The following is a 20,343-nucleotide window of genomic DNA, read 5'->3' on the forward strand; positions in this document are numbered from 1 at the left end:
AGCCTTCCCTCCAGCGCTTTTCAAAAAAATCTTGACCAATGAAACCGGATCTTCTTTGATCATGTTCAAAAGCTTGTTTTTTTGAGTTTTGGTGAGAACCGCCCAATGATCCTCAGGAAGTGGTCTTATGATCCTCTCCGCTCCTTTCAGGTTCATGGAATGGCCTTTGTTTCCATCGAAATCAATTACGATCTCGTCTAAATAAGGTATCATTTCCTTGATCAGACCCAAACCCCATGAATCATGATAAACCCATCTTCCTTCATCGTATTTTAATATTTCATCGAGTTTATTCAAAACAGACGGGATATCTTTTCTGGAGTGAAAATTCATTTCTTCTATATAATATTCAAGGTGGGGATATTCTCTATACTTTTCTCGCAGACATAAAAGAAGATTTTTCTTTACTTCGTCACATGGATTTATCTTCCAGCAAAAAGAAAGGATACTCTCCATCTCATCCCACAGCGATGAATTCTTGTATATCTCTATAACACGAGATATCCAATCATAAGCGATTTTACTCTTGCCGTGATTTGAAAGCCTCTCCGCCCATTTTAAAATTTTTTCATGTTCAAACCAGTTGTCCTCGACCAATTTGAAAAAAATATCACTGGCTTCCTCTTCCCTTTTTTCGGATATAAGCTCATCAACCGCAGTCTCCATGAGCTCGTTCGACTTTCCCCTGATCTTTAAAAGTCTGAGAACAATATCTGCTTTTTTTACTTCGCAGTTCATAAGCCTTTCAAGGAAAATCCTTGCGCTCTTTTTGTCGTCAGTTTCGCTGTAATAATCAGCGAGAAATCTCAAGCAGATTCTGTTTTCTTCACCTTTCAACTTTTCTTTGCAGAAAAAGACCGCATCTTCAATTCTGTTTGCTTTTTTATAATTTTCAATTATTTCAATAGTGTTATTTTCCATTTCCTCTCCATTCTTTAAGAAGATTTGACATTTCCCTCTTGTAAGCTTCTACACCAGGTTGGTCAAAAGCGTTTAAACCCAGGAATCGAGAACTGAAAGCCGCCGAATACATGAAAAAAGCAAACAAGTCTCCAAGAGATTTTTCGTCACTTTTTTCAACGGATATCGAAATCACGGGTCTCCCGCTCATCTCATGAGCTTTTCTTGTGCCTTCCCTGGCTGATCTGTTTATCCAAGAGAGTTTTTTACCCGCGAGGTAATCCAATTTGTCATCTAAATCGACTCCTGGCACAGACAACTCGAAATCATTCCTCAAGTGGAAAAAAGTCTCAAAAATTTCCCTTCTGCCTTCTTGTAGATACTGCCCTATAGAGTGTAGATCTCTCGTGCAATGAGCCACGGAAGGATACAGTCCTTTGCCCTCTTTTCCTTCGCATTCGCCAAAAAGCTGCTGCCACCATAGGCTTAATCCAATGCATCTTTCCTGCCATGTGACAAAAACCTCATTGATGTAACCAGCCAACAGAAGGTTGAATCTCGCGAAAGAATACAATATCGCTGAATTTGAAGAGATGTCAGCTTTTGAATAGGATTTAGAAGAAGCGGTAAACGATTCCAAAAAGGCGTTTATATCTGCTCCAGACACTGCAAGTGGTATCAGTCCCACGGGGGTGATGACGGAAAACCTTCCGCCTATATCGTCGGGTATAGAAAATCTTTTCCACCCGTTTTCATCCGCCATTTTTTTCAAAATCCCTTTGGAAGAATCGGTTATCGCGGTGACGTGAAATGCGCCGTCCCGATTTTTCATAAACTCACTCAACACCATCCTCAAGGCGATAGATGGCTCAAGTGTGGTTCCTGATTTGCTTATTACTATTATCTCGGTCTTGAAATTCCTGGCGGTTTTCAAAATTTCAGCGTATGTGTCCGGTGAAAGATTATACCCACAGAAACTCAACGGCTTTGGTTTCTGAATATCCAAAAAGTCCAGAGAAGCTTTACTTCCAAGATAGGACCCGCCGATGCCTATGACTATGACCTTTTCAAATTTTTGACGTATTTCTTTCGCGTAATCCAAAATCTCTTTTATGGAGGACTCAGGGGCATCGTATCCCATCCAGCCGGTAAATTCAGAACCGGGTATTTTTTTTTCTAACACAGAAATCATGTTTTGGATGTTGCCAGGAGCAGAATTGAACCTCTCTTCGATGTTCAAGAACAGAGAATTAGTTCCCAAGGACAGTTCTACCATTGTTTCTCCTAAGATTTTTTAATAAACCTTTAAAAAAAAAAACAAACAAAAAACACTCAAAATTGTCAACCTGCAATTTCTAAAATCTTCATAGCTTTGAAAGAATTTTACATTTAAAATTATAAAGTAATAGTATGTATAATAAAAGTTTTATCGGAGATTTATGAATTTCGAAGATTTTTTCTCGTTATTACAATACCTCGACACGATCGACGACTGGGAAAAAAGGCAAAAGACAATGAACAAGACCATCAAAGGACTAGCCACGAGAAAAAAATTGCCTCTTTTTTCAAAAGACGGAAAAGTTTTATTTGCCTGGATTGATGAGATCTCCCGCCAAAATGACAAAACCATATTCCTCAGGCACTCCGATTCCTCCTGGGAGAGGGATGGTTATTTGGGCAAGTACTACGATGGCAACATAAGATTGGCCCTTAGAAATTTCGGTCAATCAGAAAAGGTTTTGTATAAATTTGAATATGATGAGGTATGGTTTTCAGATCCTCTGAATCCAAACGTCGAATGGGACGGAACAGTAGGGAAAGACTTCAACTCGAGGATGAATTCCGTCCTCAGTTTCTCCAACGAGCCTTCCTGGCCGAATGGCAGGACTGAAGTTTTCGACGTGAATTTTCAAATCGAAGGATTCAACATACAAATAAGAAATTGGGTTATGCTCCCCCCTGATTACGACAGAAACCTCGCATCCTACCCCCTTTTGGTATTGACTCCCGGGGAACATTACGCCACTCATTTTGAATTGTCCGGGATTCCGGAAAAGCTTTTTTCACAGGGATTGATAATCGAATACCCCCTCATCGTAGGGGTGAGTTCGGAAATAACCGAATCGGGAAGACCTGTGAAAAAAGAAGATCTTTTCTCCGCTAAAGGGGCTTTCGGGACTCTCATGGAAAATTACTTCACGAATTTTCTCCTTTTTGAAATAGAAACACGCTACAGGACAAAACGAAATCCGGCTTACAGGACAATAGGAGGCCTGGAAGAAGGCGCATTTTTCGCACTCAAGACAGGCTTAGACCACCCTGATGTTTTCTCAGGAATCATCTGTCAATCCCTGAACAATTCGTCTGAAACAGACCTTATTCCCGGACATCAAAAAGACTCCTCTGTTTTGGAACCTTTCGTGTATTTTGACTGCGGAGAATTCGGCAACCATGCCCAGGTAAAAGAAGTCGCTCTAATCTTAAAGAAAAAAGGCTACAAATACGTCGACATAACCGTTTTCAAAAACCAGCAGGAAAAATACGAAGAGATTAAACCAAGGCAATTCATAATGTTGCAGAAAGTATACGGCAGATTCCCTTTGAGCGCGGAGAGGTTTTATGATTGACATGCTCAAATTGCTATACAGGTTAAACCGAATTGGAATATCGCTTTCCGCTATAAGAGACCTCAATGTTTTTTTCGACTATATTTTAAAAGAAGCCAGAGAATTCGCCGATTGCGACGGCGGTACCCTTTATACAGTCCACGGGGACATGCTCGAACTGACAGTCAGCCAAAACAAGGTTTTATCGGAAAGAGCCGGGGACAACGCCGTAAAGACAAATTACATCAATGTGTCGATGCCCATATCCACTCAGAGCATTGCCGGCTACGTGACACTGACTGGAAACACAGTCAATATCGCCGACGCGTATGATATTGACAGCAAATACCCTTTTCAGCACAACAAATCTTTCGATGAAAAATCAGATTACAGAACGACTTCGATTCTCACTGTCCCTCTTAAAGACACTTCGGGGGTCATCATGGGCGTACTCCAACTCGTCAACAGACGTGACGAAGAGGGTAAAATAACTCCATTTCCTGATCATCTTGTGGATCTAACCCTATCATTGGCGTCTCAAGCCGCGGTAGCCCTTAGGAATGTAAAGTATTCGGAAGAGCTTAAAAATTCCTACTATGACACAATTTTCAGGCTCTCCGTCGCCGCTGAATACAAAGACCACGACACGGCGAATCACATCAAGAGAATGAGCAACTACGCGCTTATAATCGCCCAGAGAATCGGCTTGTCATCAGATGAAACTGAACTCGTATTCCACGCCGCTCCAATGCATGACATCGGAAAACTGGGGATACCCGACAACATTCTGCTAAAACCCGGAAAACTGACCGACGAAGAATGGGAAGAGATGAAAAAACACACGATTTACGGCTCGAAAATTCTCGAGAATTCCAACAACACCATTATTGAAACTTCAAGAGTTATAGCTCTTCACCACCACGAAAAGTTCGATGGATCCGGTTATCCTTTCGGCCTCAAAGGCGAAGATATTCCTCTTTACGCGAGAATATGCTCAATAGCCGACGTATTCGACGCTCTCACCTCAAAAAGACCATACAAAAAAGCTTTCACAGATGAACAATCGTTTTCAATTATCGAAGAAGAAATGGAAATTTCTTTTGATCCGGAACTGACTAAAGTATTTCTAAGCGACAAATCGAAAATTGTCTCGATAATGAACAAATACCAAGATTCATAAACTAGTTCCAATTAAAACAATCATCCCTAAAGTGAAGATTATTATCGCCAAGAAAATTTTCATAATTTTAAGGTTTTTACCGACAATTTTCTGAAAAGGGCTTATATCCGTTATCGAGATATAGACAATCAAAACAGCCCAAAGAGGTAAAACAAACATTATGTTGTAAGCCAAGAGCATGGGCAGCATGCCCAAATTTTTCGAAGTCATGACGATCAGAGTTGGGATGTAAATTTGACCCGTGCACAAGAGTTCAGAGAATGACACGACAAAACCTGAGATAAAGAAAAGCATAAAAAAACCGCCTCTCCATTTTCTCAAAATACCGTGAATTCTTCTTACGGTATTGTCGGAAAGGGAGGACAATTTTGACGACGGCTTCATAGAATCTACCACTTGAGCCGCCGCGGCAACAACGCAGAAAAGGACAATCGCGATTTTCACGAACAAAGCCACACCAGGGAACAATTGAAAGTTCTTAGACAGAAACGATGCGGCAGCCCACCCGAAAACCAAATAAAAAGAAAAAATTCCAATGATGTAAAAAACAGAAGAAAGAATCACGGTTTTCTTCTCTCTGCCGCTGATGGTCATCAAAGAAATCAAAAAAATCAAAGCCGTGAAGGCACAGGGATTTATACCGTCAACCAACCCCAGAAAGCCGACCGCGATCAAAGTCATGTCCGGACCGGTTTGAAACACAGCACTCTCTTCTTGTCTCTCTCTAAAATAAAAATGGTGGAATATCAGGGAATCGTTTCTCAGGGTTCCCGTCAAAAGAGTGTCTCCAATGAAAAGAGCGGGAAACTTATAATAATCTTCACCTCTTGGATTTTCGAGGCTGTTCCACTTGAGCTGGTATCGTTCCCTGCCCGAAGAGGAATAAGGATCGATTTTGTAGAATAGAATTCTTGGGTCTTCCTGTTCAAGGCTTTTTAGCCACATAAAATAGCTCGTGCATTTCCCGCAGTTGTCCGAAGCGAAATAGAGCGCAGGTTCGGAATTCATCTTAACAGGGACAAGAAAGACAAGGGTTAAAATCGGACTTAAAAACCTCAAAACCTCTTTATGTACCCTTCAGAGAGCATCGAAAATATCTTCATGGCAATTTTGTAACTTGAAATCGGTAAAAACCGGGCTATTTCCTCAAAATTAAAACCTTCTTTGATTTTTTCAACTACCATAATGCATTCTTTATCCAAAGGGTTTAAATTTTCTGTGATGACTGTATAAGTGGAAGTCCTGCCGCCTATCAACTTAATTATCCTTTTCTCCTCGTCCATCTGCCTGGCGCACTCCAGAAGCGCTTTTTCAATGGGTTCAGACATTTCACCAGAAACATCTTGAGTTTCATTGAATTGAAAAGAACCTCTTTCAAGAGTTAAAAGAGTATAAAACGCGTCCCATCCGTTTCTTCTCGGCATTGATGCGCCGATTATTTTGCCTTCTTTTATTAAGATTTCACCTAAAAAAAACTCGGTTTCGATTATAAGTTTGCCGTTTTTACCCGCAGAAGCCAGATTTTGAAGTATATCGGACAGAGAAAGCACGTCAAAATTACCTCTCAGACCTTTTGATTCCAACGCTTTGATACGATGGGCGGTCTGAAGACGATTCTTTACCCTGGCGAAAAGTTCTTCGAAGACAAACGGTTTAACGATGTAATCGTCAGCGCCGTCTCCTATGCCCTTGATCCTGCTTTCAATTCTGTTGTCACCCGTCAAAAATATGAAAGGCAAATCGTCGAGAGTTTCATCCGCTTTGATGGTTTCAAGCAATGAAAAACCGTCCACTCCGGGCATTCTGATGTCCGAAATTATTATGTCAGGTTTGTTTCTGTTAATTTTCAAAATCGCGTCCATCCCGTCGTAGCTCGTGAAAACTTCCCAACCTCTCTGCTGAAAATTAAATTTGACGAGGTTTACAAGCTCTCTGTCATCATCGATTATAAGTACTCTCGCTTTTTTCTTCATTCGTCTTCTCTTTTCCTGAATCTCAAACTCACGCAAGTTCTTTCTCCTTTACTGCTCTGGATTTCAATCTCACCTTCGTGAAGGGCGATAATACGCTCGACGATTGAAAGTCCAAGACCGGACCCAGGAAATATTTTTGCGTCGGCGGATCTGTAAAATTTTCTAAATATATTCCCTATCTCTTCTTCCAGGATACCTATACCTCTGTCCTCTACAGTTAAAAGCCACTTGTCGCCCTCATCCAATATAGATACTAATACAGTTGAATTTTCCTTGGAAAATTTTACGGCGTTGTTTATTATGTTTTCAACAGCCCGAATCAATAAATCCTCATCCCCCTCGACAAAAGCGAATTTTTTAGGCAAGTTTATGTCAAAACTTATGTTTCTGGATTCCGCAAAATCGCTTTGAGAAAGCAGAGACTTCCTGACGACGTCTTTGAGGTCTACGCTGGAAATGTCCAGTAAGTACTCTATGTTTTGCAACTTTGCCAGCTCCAACATGTCTTCGACCATTGAAAGTATATGTTTGGATTTCTCTATGATAACTTCTGAAAAATAGCACATTTTATCCTGGTCCACTTCTCCCCTCAGAAGGGTTTCAGCGTAAATTCTTATTATGGACAGAGGATTTTTAAGATCATGGGCTATCTCGTACAAAATAGTCTCTCTTTCTTTCTGCGATTTAATTAGTTCCGATGCCGTCTGAAGGACATCCAATTCGGAGATCAGAGATTGAAAAAAACCGACCAAATTAAAAACATCCTCCCTTACAGGATTTTCTTTATCCATTGGGTCATCAAACATCAACCATCCGGCGTAGTTGTGCCTGCTCCTTTTCATCGGAATTATTATCAGGTATCCCGGGTGCCAATGCCTGTCCTTTCCGTTGCCGATTATTTCGTTAAACCTCCTGTGCCCAGGGACTATATAGTAGATACCTTCCACCTTCGACAACTCGCTCATCGTCTTATCGAACTTTTCGGGAAGATCAAATGGAAGGCTTGAAAGTATTTCTTTTCTTTCAAACTCGTTGTACCCTCTCGAAGAAAAATAATTCTCCTCTTTCCAATTGTAACAAAACAGGATTTTTTCCCACCCCATAGAACTTGCCGCCTGAACAGCCCTGTCTAGTTTATTCTGAATTCCTTCTTCTTCAACAATCTTTTTCCAGGATCTCATCAGATCGTAGACCGCGTTTTTTTTCTCGCTCTCTACAAGAGCCATGGCTTCGAATGTTTTTTCCCTGTTAAGCAATACCAAAGCGGCTTTTTTGGAAGAATACTCTGTCGAAAATATTTCAATTTGACCTAGGCTTTCAATTTCGTGTTCTTCATGAACGAATTCTCTGAAAGAAAAAATGCTTTTTATGCTTTCGTAACAGGGAAAATTAGAATTGATTTTTTCCCCAATCTTTACAGAAAAAGTCTCTGCGAAACTCTTATCAAGAGAGAGGATTTCACCGTCTTCAGATATGACAGCGTACTGAATCAATTCCGTTGAACTCTCTTTAAAAATATTGTGACATCGTCTCCGAGAAGATTTTCTTTCATGGAAAAATAACCGCTTTCCAATTCCGCCTTTTCAAAACTACAACAGGATAAAGTTTCGTTCTCTATCAATTCTCTGTGCTCGATAACAGCCGGTTTCCATGAATCCGGTAATTCCAGGATTAGTTGGATTCTGTCTTGGACGTTGAGACCCGCTCTGGACCTCGCGTTTTGGATTTGTCTTATCAACTCTCTCGCTCTCCCTTCGTCTTCGAGAGCTTTATCCATTTTCAAATCGAGCGAAACTATCAAATTGCCTTCCGACATACAGTCTTTCTCGCCTTTTGAAAGCCATTCAACCGAATATTCGTTTCTTTCAAGTTCAATTCCCGCAACCTTGGCTTTTCCATCCGAAGTCAACTCGAAATTTCCGTTTTTTCCGGCTTTTATAACGTCTTGTGTTTTTGCCCCAAGTTTCGGTCCTGCAATCTTTAAATTCACTTTGAGAACCGGAGATCCAAGATCTTCCGGTTTCTCGACGTAGACGACGTTTTTCACGTTAAGCTCTTCTTTGATTATCTCGGAAAATTCAAGAGACTTTTCAACACCTTTTCCGGAGACCATTAGCCTTGAAAGAGGCTGCCTAACTCTAACCGAATTTTTCTTTCTGAGCGAATGCCCCAGTGATACTATTCTTCTTACAGTTCTCATTCTCAGAATAAGATCCTCGTCGTGAGGGATTACCTTCCAGTCCAAAAAACTCTGCAGATGCACGCTCAACTTACCGGTCAAAGACATGTATATGTATTCAGAGAGGAAAGGCAGAAAAGGCGCCGAAACGTTTACCAGAGAAGATAAAACAGTGAAAAGAGTGTTGAAGGCGAAAGTTTTGTCTTCGTCATTTTCGGATTTCCAAAATCTCCTCCTGCTTCTCCTGATGTACCAGTTCGTCAGGGTATCAATAAACTCTTTTATGTTTTCAGTAGCCGAGAAAATATCGTATCCCTGCATTGCGTTGTCCACTTTTTCCGCTGTCCTCTTTAGTTCCGAGACGATGTATTTATCCAACGGATTGACGCTGTCCCATGAAAATTCCGCCCTGAAGGAATCTATGTTGGCGTAAAGGGTGAAAAAGTAATAGGCATTCCAAAGAGGCAAGAGAACATCTTTCAGCACCGCCATTACCTCTTCTCCGTCTTCACTGACCATTAGGTTGCCGCCCCTCAGGATAGGATTCGCGACAAGAAACCACCTCATCGCGTCTGCACCGTATTTGTCGAATATCTTCATCGGATCAGGGTAGTTGTTCAATTTTTTTGATAATTTTCTTCCCTGCCGGTCAAGTACTACTCCGTGACATATGACGTTTTTAAACGCTGGTTTTCCGAACAGAGCCGTTGAGAGTACATTCAGTGTGTAAAACCAGCCCCTGGTCTGAGCAATGTATTCAACGATGAAATCAGCGGGAAAATATTTTTCAAACCATTCCTTGTTTTCAAAAGGATAGTGAACCTGCGCGTAAGGCATAGAGCCGGATTCAAACCAGCAGTCGAGAACTTCGGGAACCCTTTTGACTTTTCCGCCGCAATCCGGGCAATTTCTCTCTAATTGGTCAATGTATGGCCTGTGGAGGTCTTCAACTTTTTTGCCGAAAAATTCCTCTATTTCTTCAACTGATCCAAAAACCCATTTTTTGTTGCAACCACGGCATTTAAAAACCGGTATCGGAGCGCCAAAGTACCTGTTTCTGCTTATTGACCAGTCTCTCGCTCCTTCTATCCATTTGCCGAACTGCCCGTCTTTTATGTGGGAAGGTATCCAATTTATCTGCTGGTTTACTTCTATAAGTTCTTTTTTTACCGCGGTCACATCGACATACCACGAAGAGATGGCCCTGTATATCAAAGGCGTGTTGCATCGCCAACAATGGGGATAATTATGCTCCATGGTATCGTGCAGGACCAGTTTGCCTTCTTCTTTGAGTCTTTTCAAAATGGTCTTGTTGGCATCAAAGACTCCTATCCCTTTATAATCCCAGACTTCTTTGGTGAATTTTGCTTCGGCGTCGACAGGGCAAACCGTATCTATACCGTTTTCGTCGCATATCCTCTGATCGTCTTCCCCAAAACCCGGAGCTATGTGCACAATTCCGGTTCCTTCTTCAGTTCCGACAAAATCTCCTGATATCACTTTAAAAGCGTTTTTCATGCCCTTGAAATAATCAAAAAGATGTATGTATATTTTGCCTATCAAGTCTTTGCCCTTACCTCTCCATACAACCGCGTCGTCACTATCAAAAATTTTGCCGTACTGGGAAAAGCGTTTTTCGGCGATGATGTAAATTGAACCCTTGTGTTCAACCCCGCAATAATCTATATCATCACCAACGGCAATCGCCAAATTACTCGGCAGCGTCCAAGGAGTCGTAGTCCAGACCAGTAGATAGGCTTCCTTTCCTGAAATCTTTTCTTCTAATTTAAAACGCAGGGTCACCGAAGGGTCTTGCCTGGGTCTCGTCGCGTCGTCCATCCTCGTCTCGAAGTTTGAAAGAGGGGTCTCGCACCTGAAACAATAGGAAACCACTCTGTCCCTTTCGTATATTAACCCCTTGTCGTAAAGGCTTTTAAAAGCCCATATGACGGATTCCATGTAATCTCTGTCGAGGGTCTTGTAGGCGTTTTTGAATTCGACCCATCTTCCTTGACGCTTCACGAATCTCTCCCACTCGTCTACGTATTTCAAAACCAACGCCTCGCACCCGGCGTTGAATTTGTCTATCCCGTATTTGTCGATTTCTTTCTTCCCTTTTATGCCGGCTTCTTTCTCCATCTCCATCTCAGCGGGAAGTCCGTGGCAATCCCAGCCAAATCTTCTCAGAACCCTAAAGCCTTTCATCGTAAAATACCGGGGAACAATGTCCTTGACATACCCGGTTAGAATATGCCCGTAATGAGGAAGTCCGTTTGCAAAAGGAGGTCCGTCGTAAAAAACATAATCCGGGGCGTTTTCTTCTTCTCGGATTTTTATGGATTTTTCGAATATTTCGTTTTCTTTCCAATAGTCGAGAATTCTCTCCTCTATCAGAGAGAATTTCGGCATCGCCACTTCATCTGGATATTTTTTCCCGGACATAAAACTCCTCTTTTATCTATACAAATACATCATCAGCGAACTGGAAGTATATATACAAATTCGATAAAATACAAGTATCGACGATTTGTCTTGACCCTGATTACGGCAAAGACCTTAATCCCATAACAAGACCCTTGGTGTCTTGCGCGACTATGCCGCAGAGTTCTCGAACCGCCTCGTGTATTTCTTTTTCTCTTCCATCATAATTGACGAATTGTCTTATCCTCAGGGGATCAAACCATTTAAAATAAATTTTCATGAAGTTTTCGGGGTTCGAAGAATTCGAAAGGGCGGAAGAGAGAACTCTCTCATGCTTTTCCCTTCCAAGAAATTCCGAAAGTCTTTCAAAAGACGGCACAAACTGCCCCCTGCCGCTGGATTTTCGCCATTCTTCAATTTTTTTGAAATGGATGGCGAGTTCAGAAAATATTTCGGGAGAAGGCAGGTTTTCAGAGCGGGTTTTGTTTTCATAATTCTTTTTTACCGATGCGGCCGTGCCGAAAGGTGTCCTGACGTTCATTCTCGGAGAAGCAATCACCCATGCTTTTTTTGTGTGGTTTACTCTGCCGTGAAACGAAAGCTTGCGAAGAAAATAAAAATCTTCTCCCGCTTTTTTTTTGTTGAAACCCTGAACATCGCAGTAAGCTCTTCTCTTGAAAGTCATGGAAGATCCAACCGGCCAAAACACATAAGGATTTCCCGTCGAAACCAGTCCTCTGTGATAATACCTCAGATAAATCTCGTATTTCATCATCGCCTCGGCGTGCTCCTTTTCCTCTGGAATTTCGTGGACAGTGTCAACTGTCAAACCCACAATGTCCGGATTCTCGCTGTATTCTGACAAAACCACTTCCCTGATATTTTCACTCAGCGTGACGTCGGCATCGAGTGAAACTATTACATCTTCATCTTCCAAAATGCTCGCCGCCAAATCCATCCCCACCTTCCTCGCCGAACCGACCCCGGCTTGTTTTTCGTCAAAGGCTTTTCTCCCAGAAAATCTGTCTATTACGATGAATCCCGGGAAGTTTTCTTTTATCGCCTTGTATGTTTCAAGGTTGTTATTTTTCACCTTTTCACAATCGGACACCGAGTTGTTTACTACTACAATTACAAGAGATCCGGGAAATTCTTCTTCAACCAGCCCAAGGGTTTTCAAGATTCCTGGATATTCCGACCAGCAAGGTATGACTATGGCAGTTTTTCTTTTCAAATCAGAGAAAATCTTTGATGAGTTTCATCACCTTTCTATCTTCATCTTGGCCGAACCAGTTTATGACAAAACCTTTATTTTCGATTTTTTTGAACCATGAATTTTGTCTTTTTGAAAAAGCTATAATATCCGATCTCAAGCCTTTAAAAAACGTGTCATAATTGACTTTTCCCTTGATGTATGCCACTCCCCACCTGTATTCTAAACCGAGCGAAGAAAGCCAATTTTCGTCTACTCCGCTTCGCTGAAGTGAAACGACCTCGTCGATAAGTCCTTGTTTTATCCTTTTCTCAAGTCTTTGAGTTATTAGTTTTTTCTGAATTTCCCTAGGGGGCTTCACACCGATGAGAAGATACTGGGCGTCGGGGTGAACTGATTCCGGCAGATCACCCTTTTCTCCTTTTGAAACTTCGATCCTTCTTATCAGTTTTCTCTTCTCATGGTCTTTTGCATCAACTATGCCGGCTTTTAAGGCTTCTTCAAAAAGCATGGAATCCGATTTTTCAAGTAGTCTTCTCAACCCGACATCCGGTCTGACCTTCGGTATATCGTATCTGCTGATTATCGAATCTATGTAAAGTGGTGTCCCGCCGCAGACAATGGGCAAACGAGACCTTTCATGAACCTCAGATATCGCTCTGTAAGCCAGGATCTGGAACATTTTTAAATTAAAGCTATCTCCCGGAGACACAATATCGATTAGGTGGTACTTTATTCCGTTGAATTCTTTCAAGTCTTTTCCAGTGCCAATATCAAGACCTTTGTATATCTGCCTTGAATCAGCGGAGATTATCTCGCCTGAGAATTCCCCCGCGCATTTTACCGCAAGAGAAGTCTTACCCGAAGCGGTAGGTCCTAATATTACGACGACAGGGAAAATACCCTTCAGTCCCTTTTGACGAATTCGGTCATCTGGAAAAAATTTACCAACAGATCTTCAATTGTTCCGCCGCCCATCTCGGCGTATTTGGCCATATCTTCTTCGAAAGCAGGCTGCATTTGATCCGGGTCGTTTATATTTGTTATCACCGAAAGACCGAGGACGTCCATGCCCATGTGAACGGCCGCAATTACCTCGGAAACCGTCGACATGCCGACCGCATCCGCGCCCAAAACTTTCAACATTTTTGTCTCGGCGGCAGTCTCGAAAGCAGGTCCCAGAACCGCAGCGTATACTCCGAAGTGGATTCGAATCTTAAGAGATTTGGCTATCTCGTCTATGCTCCTTATATACTCGGGTGTATAGGCGTTCGCCATCATGGGAAACCTGTTCCCTAGTATGTCTATGTTGGGTCCTGTCAAAGGGCTTTTACACTGAAGGTTCAGATGGTCGGTTATGACCATCACCTCTCCTTCTTTCATTTCTCGCCTAAGACCTCCGGCTGAATTTGTAGTTATCAGAGTCCTCGTCCCGAGCCATGCTACCATCCTCAAAGCTCTGACAATTTCCCATTCCGTGAATCCTTCATAGTGGTGAAGCCTGCCGTTCATAACAGCTACTCTTTTACCGAGTATATCGCCAAAGTAAATGGTGCCTTCGTGAGTAGGAGCAGTGGGGTCGAAAAGACCAGGTACATTCTTCATTTTGAGCTCGAGATCTATTTTTGTGTAGGATTTCAGAAAGCCAGAAAGACCAGAGCCTAGAATAACCAGGGCATCAGGGTCCCCCGCCCCCTGTTCATCCATGAAGTTGGCTCCAGTCTGGATTATTTGATGTTCAAGAAACGCTTTGTAATTCATGCCATAAAATCAATAGACAGTGAATTTGCAGGCTGAGTGGCTTTGTCCCGACTTTAAAATTGCGAAATAACTCGCCTGAGGCAACGCCAGACCTTTTCTGTCTGTCAGTGGCAATTCGACTGTGCCCGATCTTGTTATTGTCTCGGTTCTGATGACCCGCCCTGAGACGTCGAATACAGTCAATTCGCCCGGTCTGTCCGGACCGACTCCAGAGACGTAAAATACGGCGGTTCCTCTGTTGAAAAATGACGAGGGCATTATTGAAATGCGGGTCAAATAGGGGCCTAAAACGACCTCTTCCTCTACTCCGAGAGGGTTGTACATCCTGATGTCGTCTACAAACCAACCCTCACGTTCTATAGACCCGTCGGAATGGAATCTGAATCTGAATTTCACCGTGGTCCCGGCGGGAATGTTATCGAGGTCGTACGTGGTCTCGTGCCAGACTGTGTCTACTCCGAATCTCGCACTCAGATTGTTCCACGTCGTCCCGTTGACAGTGTATTCCACAAGGACAGTGTCCCAGTTGCTTTCGGTGTTGTACCTCTCCCAAAACTTGAAAACGCAGTCAAGCCCGATGAGCAGGTCCTGTGTTACAAGGCTCGCGTTGACGTTGCTTGAGTAAACATGCGAGGTGGAGTTCCCGCAGTACCAGCTGTGGGTCGGGGTGTGGGATCTGAACTCGGTTATGTGCCATTGGTCGTTTGTTCCAGAATGCGTCCAGTTGCCCTGCCCGTTTTCAACCGAGTCAATGAACACCTGGAAACCGGATAGAAAAGATATGGTGTCAACGGAGTTCACAACCGAGGAGAGGCTTATTGTAGCTTCGAGGTCGACGAGAGTGCCCATAGGAAGCGAAGGGCTTATGTAGAATGAAAAACCGTTAGCCGCTCCTGCAGCTCCGGAAGCTAAACTGTCCAAATGACGGAGAGAATCTATCGTGGTAACACCCGAAGTCAATGAAACCAATTCTATGTCAATATTGTAGCCTGTTGAAAGTCCGGCGTTTAAAACCTCCAGATCCGTTATGACTGTGTCTCCGGGCATAGGACAGGTCGGATTAAACGAGTAACCGGATAATACGATAGCGGCGTTTTGAGGAAGGGCGTAAGCCTGAACCGCGTCCAAGTCATATCCGGGAGTCGAGCCGGTGTATGAACTGTTGCCGTCGTCCACAAGTAAAACATACCTCGCTTCCGTGAGTCCTGACGACGTGATGTCGATTTCAGAGGTTCCGTTGCTCATTCCTACAAAATACCAGGGACCCGTCCAAGTGGCGTTTTCGCCAACGTACACGCTGCATGCTTCAACTGTTCCGTCGTTGCCCTCAAAAATTTTCATGTCCGGACCTGGTCTGTTTTTAATGCACGTCTGTGGCCCCATGTCTAAGACAGCCCAGCCCTGCCTCTGGTTTGAAGTCTGTTTTACGCCGAGGGAAAGGTAAAGTCCGTCGGGAGCGCCTAGGGCGTCTATTGTAAGGGTGTGGTTCTGGTCGTTGTAGTTGGGGACGTTGCAGATGGGAACCTGGAATGCATAGGAGCTGTCCCAGGGGGAGAGCTGAACGTCAACCCTCGTAAAAGTGTCTGTGTATGTCGTTATTCCCGTGACGGTTTTCGGTCTGTACCCAGGCGATTCGACCTTGATCGAGTAGGTGCCGGGCATGACGTATCTGTGATAGTCTCCGAAATTCTTATCCGTGTAGTAAGGCCAGCCAATCTCAACTACTTTGATGGTCGCCCAAAGTGGATCACCCGTAATAGAATCGGTGACAATTCCGGCTATTCCCTGGCCTGCTTTCTTTATGAGAACGAACATAGCGCTGTCTTCCCTGTTGCATATCACCTCGATTGAATTTGCGGAGGGATTTTTTATGTAGCACACCTCTACAGTCGAGCCTATGCATCCGCTGACCCCGTAATCGTAATCTTTAGTCGGGCCGTTTATGTAGTACATGGCGTGTGAGCCCTGCCCGTGAGGGTAACCTGTAATGGTGGAATAATAGCCCCATATGTTGTTGTAGTTTGCGTTGTCCTTTGGCGGGTCGTAGTGGTAGCTCCAAGCCTGGGATATTTGGATCGTACCCGTATGGTAAGATGCGGCTGTAGTGAAATTTCTCGCGTTCATCAGGTTTCCGAGAGCTCTGCTCTCAGGCTGTGAAAACGGGTAAGAGCTGGACCCTTCCCTGTCCCACATGTACCCATAGTCTCTGTTCAAATCGACGCCGTTCGCGTTATAGCGCATGAGGTTTGTCCTGCCGTCAGGGTTCATCATGGGAATAATCCAAATCTCCCTGTTGTCGACAAGACTCGTCAAATACGGGTTGGTTCCGTAGCCTTGACAAAGTCTGTATGCGAGCCAGAGACAGACTTCAACAGTAGGGGTTTCATCGCCGTGGTGGTTGGCGTCAAACCGGATTTCAGGTTCAAATTCATCGGTGAGAGGGTTGTCCGTGATTTTCATAACTTGAATGACCCTGTTCTGCACAGAATAGCCGAGTGTCTCGACTTTTACGATATTGGGATTTGCCCCAGCCAAGCTTTCAACCATGGCGACGGTCTGCGCGTGGTTGTGATACTGCGCCCAATCTGGGTGGCTGAAAATGTCCTGAAGGTATTTGGAATAGTCTTCCACAACTATTTCAACTTCGTATCCTTTTTCCCGGACTTCTTCTATCATCTTTTCGGTCAAGACCACTTCAACCGACCTGGGTCCAACCACCCTTTCTGGGACTATGTCGATAGCCCTGCATTCGGCTCTTACATCGTCTGAATGAAGAGTTATTCTGACTATACTCTCTCCTGACCAGAGCGAAGACACTGCAAGAGACAGAAGTACGAAACTGATGAAAGCTTTCATTTAAACCTCTCCAGATAAAATTTTTAGATACATGTTGACTAATTTTAAGGCTGTAAATATACTAATATATATTGTGCTATCCAAATAATCAACTATTTTTAAACGGAGATACAATGGACCAGAAGGAATTGAAGTTGACGCCGTTTTACGAAGAGCATTTGAAAGCCGGCGCCAAAATTGTCCCTTTCGCAGGTTACAAAATGCCTATTCAATATTCGGCAGGCATCGTGTCGGAGAGTTTGAACGTCAGGACTTCGGCGGGTCTGTTTGATGTTTCACACATGGGTGAAATTGAGGTCAGCGGGAATCAAGCCCTCGATTTTGTAGACTATTTGGTCACAAACGACGTGTCATCGATCCCCGAAAACGGAGTAGTATACACCGCTATGTGCTATAAAGAAGGTGGAATAGTAGACGATCTACTTGTCTACAGGCTTTCCGACAGGTACCTTTTGGTTGTAAACGCGTCAAACATTGAAAAAGACTGGGAATGGATAACGATGAACGCCAAAGATTTCGACGTAAAAATAGAAAATAAATCAGACGAAACCGCGCAACTTGCGCTTCAAGGACCATTTTCGGAAAAAATCATGAGAGAAATAATCTCCCTTGATTACGATGGCATCGGTTTCTACCAGAGCGTCACCACGGTAATTGACAAAGTCCCAGTTCTCCTCTCGAGAACCGGATACACCGGTGAAGACGGATTCGAAATCTACGCGCCGGCTGAAAACTCGCGTTTTCTCTGGAACAGGATTTTAGATGTCGGTGAAAAATTGTCAGTTAACCCTGTCGGCCTTGGAGCAAGGGATATTTTGAGGCTTGAGATGTGCTATTGCCTTTACGGCAACGACATAACCAAGAACACAACTCCAATTGAAGCCGGCTTAGGATGGGTCGTAAAGCTCGATAAAAAAGATTTTTTAGGGAAAGAAGTCCTTTTAAGACAAAAACAAGAAGGGACCGACAAAAAGTTAGTCCACTTCATGCTCGAAGGTAAAAATGTAGCGAGAAAGGGATTCCCCATAATAGTGGAAAAAGAAATTGTAGGCGAGGTGACAAGCGGTGCGTATTCGCCTATTCTCGATAAAAGCGTCGGCATGGGTTACGTAAAAACCGGTCATCATAGAGTTAAAACGCCTATTTCAATTGAAATAAGGACAAAGCTCTTTGACGCTGTAATCGTCAAACCGCCGTTCTATAAAAACGCCACCCATAAATAAACAACCAAAAAGAAGAAGGAGGACCGATGTCCGAAATCAAAATTCTGCCGGATCTTTTTTACACAGCCACTCACGAATGGGTAAAGTTGGAAAACCAGAAAATCACCATCGGTATCACAGATTTTGCGCAGAATGAACTATCCGACATTGTATTTCTCGAATACCACGTCTCTGAAGGAGACCTTGTCAAAAAAGGCGATTCAATATGCACCGTTGAAGCTGTCAAAACAGCGGAAGACATATTTTCTCCAGTAGAGGGAAAAATTGTCAAAATCAATTCATCTCTTCCCGACAACCCTTCTTTGCTGAACAAAGAACCTTACGAAGGCGGATGGATAGCAGTCATCGAGATTTCCCCTGACTTCTCCCCCGCTTACCTTCTCAGTTCAGACGACTACAAGACGGTAGTCATTGAAAGCGCTCATTAGAGGAAAAGATGCCTTACATTCCTCACACAGAAGAAGACAAGCGTCAAATGCTGAAAAGAATAGGCTTTGAAAATTTCGATTCACTGCTCAAGGACATCTCACCCGAGCTTATCGCTCCGCTTGATTTCAAACTTCCCGGGGGTCTTTCCGAAATGGACCTTAAAAAACGAATTATGGGATTGGGCAGAACCAATTACGACCCTGAAAATACAATCCTCTTTGCGGGAGGGGGTATTTACGACCACTACATACCTTCGGCGGTAAACCATATTTCAATTCGACCGGAATTTTATACAGCGTATACACCCTATCAACCGGAAGTGAGTCAAGGCACCCTTCAAGTTATCTTTGAATTCCAATCCATGATCTGCGAACTCACCGGCATGGAGGTTTCAAACGCTTCGATGTACGATGGAGCGACAGCGACAGCGGAAGCTCTTATAATCGGTTCAAAAATAAAAAAGAAGAAAAAAATCGTCGTCTCAAAATCCCTAAATCCTTCGGTATTGAAAGTAGTAAACACCTATCTATCTCAAAATTACGAATTAGTCACATGCCCCTTAGACAGCAAAGGGACAACAGACCTGGAGTATCTGCGGTCAATTTTAAACGAAGACGTCGCGGCTACTGCGTTTCCCTACACCAATTTTTTCGGTTTGATAGAGCCAATAGAAGAGATCATCGGCATGTCAACAGATACAGGAGTTCTGTCTATTGTCTACGTCAACCCTCTTTCACTTGCTGTGCTGGAACCGCCGGGAGCTTTCGGCGCTGATTTCACAGTTGGGGAAGCCCAACCCTTGGGAATAGACATCTCTTTCGGGGGACCGCTTCTCGGGATTTTCGCCTCTAAAAAAGAGCACATTAGAAGCATGCCGGGCAGAATCATCGGTGAGACTAAAGACAAAGACGGTAAAAAGGGATTCGTGATGACTCTTCAAACCAGAGAACAGCATATTAAAAGAGAAAGGGCTACGAGTAATATCTGCACAAACCAAGCTCTTTGCGCCCTGAGAGCCGCAGTCTATATGGCTCTGCTCGGTAAAGAAGGCCTCTACAACGCCGCAATATCATCTCACCAAAAATCTGCTGCCCTTTACTCATCTCTCAAATCTTCCAAAGGATTCGAAGAGGTTTTCCCCTCGTCTTCTTTTTTCAACGAGTTCGTGATCAAAACACCTGTAAAAGCGTCGGTTTTCATAGACAAGATGCTTTCAATGGATATTATAGCCGGAATAGACCTCGGACGTTTTGACGCCAATAGATCCGATCAAATTCTCGTCGCCGTCACGGAGAAAAGGACAGACGATGAAATTGCTCTATACATAGAATCAGCAAATAAAGTGATTAAGGAGGCTTAATGGCAACAACTCAAACTCTTCCAACAGTAGTCATAAACGCTTCGCTCTGCAAGGGGTGCGGACTTTGCATCGAAGCCTGCCCCAAAAAATGCCTCGTGTTTTCTCCGGATCTGAACGAAAAGAGCTACCATCCGGCCGCATACACAGGAGAAGGATGCATAGGATGCGGTATTTGTTTTTACGCATGCCCAGAACCCGGAGCTATTGAAGTCTACACGAAAGATCAAAAGGAATAGGAGTTT

General features: G+C 43.4%; 16 protein-coding genes. 6 read left to right on the forward strand and 10 right to left on the reverse strand.

The window, feature by feature from the left end; all coding sequences use genetic code 11:
- Positions 1-921: hypothetical protein (locus JXA84_06135; GenBank protein MBN1150782.1), on the reverse strand; the 921-nt coding region annotated here is incomplete at its 3' end.
- A complete protein-coding gene (locus tag JXA84_06140) occupies positions 911-2,176 on the reverse strand; it encodes a glucose-6-phosphate isomerase (GenBank protein ID MBN1150783.1) in 1,266 nt (421 codons plus the stop codon). The genes JXA84_06140 and JXA84_06135, both read right to left, overlap by 11 nt.
- Positions 2,177-2,339: 163 nt before the next feature.
- Between JXA84_06140 and JXA84_06145 the strand changes: the two genes are divergently transcribed.
- Both JXA84_06145 and JXA84_06150 read left to right on the forward strand, forming a co-directional pair.
- On the forward strand, positions 2,340-3,527 hold the full coding sequence (locus JXA84_06145) for a hypothetical protein (GenBank protein MBN1150784.1): 1,188 nt from the start codon (positions 2,340-2,342) through the stop codon (positions 3,525-3,527).
- Positions 3,520-4,686, forward strand: a complete 1,167-nt coding sequence (locus tag JXA84_06150) for an HD domain-containing protein (GenBank protein MBN1150785.1) — start codon at positions 3,520-3,522, stop codon at positions 4,684-4,686. The genes JXA84_06145 and JXA84_06150 overlap by 8 nt, the downstream gene beginning before the upstream one ends.
- On the opposite strand, the gene JXA84_06155 is transcribed toward JXA84_06150, so the two are convergent.
- From JXA84_06155 to JXA84_06190, 8 genes are all read right to left on the reverse strand, one after another.
- Positions 4,681-5,694 (reverse strand): hypothetical protein, encoded by a 1,014-nt coding sequence (locus JXA84_06155; protein ID MBN1150786.1) that lies wholly within the window; start codon positions 5,692-5,694, stop codon positions 4,681-4,683. The two genes, JXA84_06150 and JXA84_06155, sit on opposite strands and share 6 nt — an antisense overlap.
- A 47-nt stretch (positions 5,695-5,741) precedes the next feature.
- Complete coding sequence (locus JXA84_06160; protein MBN1150787.1) at positions 5,742-6,659, reverse strand: response regulator; 918 nt, start codon at positions 6,657-6,659, stop codon at positions 5,742-5,744.
- Positions 6,656-8,152, reverse strand: a complete 1,497-nt coding sequence (locus JXA84_06165) for a HAMP domain-containing histidine kinase (GenBank protein ID MBN1150788.1) — start codon at positions 8,150-8,152, stop codon at positions 6,656-6,658. The genes JXA84_06160 and JXA84_06165 overlap by 4 nt, the downstream gene beginning before the upstream one ends.
- Positions 8,149-11,280: an isoleucine--tRNA ligase gene (locus JXA84_06170; protein MBN1150789.1), complete on the reverse strand. Its 3,132-nt coding sequence runs from the start codon at positions 11,278-11,280 to the stop codon at positions 8,149-8,151. Before JXA84_06170 ends, JXA84_06165 begins: the two co-directional genes overlap by 4 nt.
- A gap of 100 nt (positions 11,281-11,380) precedes the next feature.
- Positions 11,381-12,493, reverse strand: coding sequence for a hypothetical protein (locus JXA84_06175; GenBank protein MBN1150790.1), 1,113 nt, complete (start codon positions 12,491-12,493; stop codon positions 11,381-11,383).
- Position 12,494: 1 nt separating this feature from the next.
- Positions 12,495-13,397 (reverse strand): tRNA (adenosine(37)-N6)-dimethylallyltransferase MiaA, encoded by a 903-nt coding sequence (miaA, locus tag JXA84_06180; protein ID MBN1150791.1) that lies wholly within the window; start codon positions 13,395-13,397, stop codon positions 12,495-12,497.
- On the reverse strand, positions 13,379-14,233 hold the full coding sequence (locus JXA84_06185; GenBank protein MBN1150792.1) for a purine-nucleoside phosphorylase: 855 nt from the start codon (positions 14,231-14,233) through the stop codon (positions 13,379-13,381). The genes miaA and JXA84_06185 overlap by 19 nt, the downstream gene beginning before the upstream one ends.
- Before the next feature lie 9 nt (positions 14,234-14,242).
- The gene (locus tag JXA84_06190; GenBank protein MBN1150793.1) at positions 14,243-17,089 is read right to left on the reverse strand and encodes a hypothetical protein; all 2,847 of its coding nucleotides are present in this window, start codon (positions 17,087-17,089) and stop codon (positions 14,243-14,245) included.
- Between the two features lie 113 nt (positions 17,090-17,202).
- On the opposite strand from JXA84_06190, the gene gcvT reads away from it, so the two are divergent.
- From gcvT to JXA84_06210, 4 genes are read left to right on the forward strand one after another with little or no spacing between them, the layout of a single operon-like run.
- Positions 17,203-18,312 carry a glycine cleavage system aminomethyltransferase GcvT gene (gene gcvT / locus JXA84_06195; protein ID MBN1150794.1) on the forward strand — a complete coding sequence of 370 codons (1,110 nt, stop codon included), beginning with the start codon at positions 17,203-17,205 and terminating at the stop codon, positions 18,310-18,312.
- 35 nt (positions 18,313-18,347) lie between these two features.
- Entirely contained in the window at positions 18,348-18,740 is a 393-nt protein-coding gene (gene gcvH, locus JXA84_06200; GenBank protein ID MBN1150795.1) for a glycine cleavage system protein GcvH, read from the forward strand.
- A gap of 8 nt (positions 18,741-18,748) precedes the next feature.
- A complete protein-coding gene (gene gcvPA / locus JXA84_06205; protein MBN1150796.1) occupies positions 18,749-20,101 on the forward strand; it encodes an aminomethyl-transferring glycine dehydrogenase subunit GcvPA in 1,353 nt (450 codons plus the stop codon).
- Positions 20,101-20,337, forward strand: a complete 237-nt coding sequence (locus JXA84_06210) for a 4Fe-4S binding protein (GenBank protein ID MBN1150797.1) — start codon at positions 20,101-20,103, stop codon at positions 20,335-20,337. The genes gcvPA and JXA84_06210 overlap by 1 nt, the downstream gene beginning before the upstream one ends.
- The last annotated feature ends 6 nt before the right edge of the window (positions 20,338-20,343 follow it).

The organism is candidate division WOR-3 bacterium (genome assembly GCA_016926475.1).
Classification (GTDB): domain Bacteria; phylum SDB-A; class SDB-A; order SDB-A; family SDB-A; genus JAFGIG01.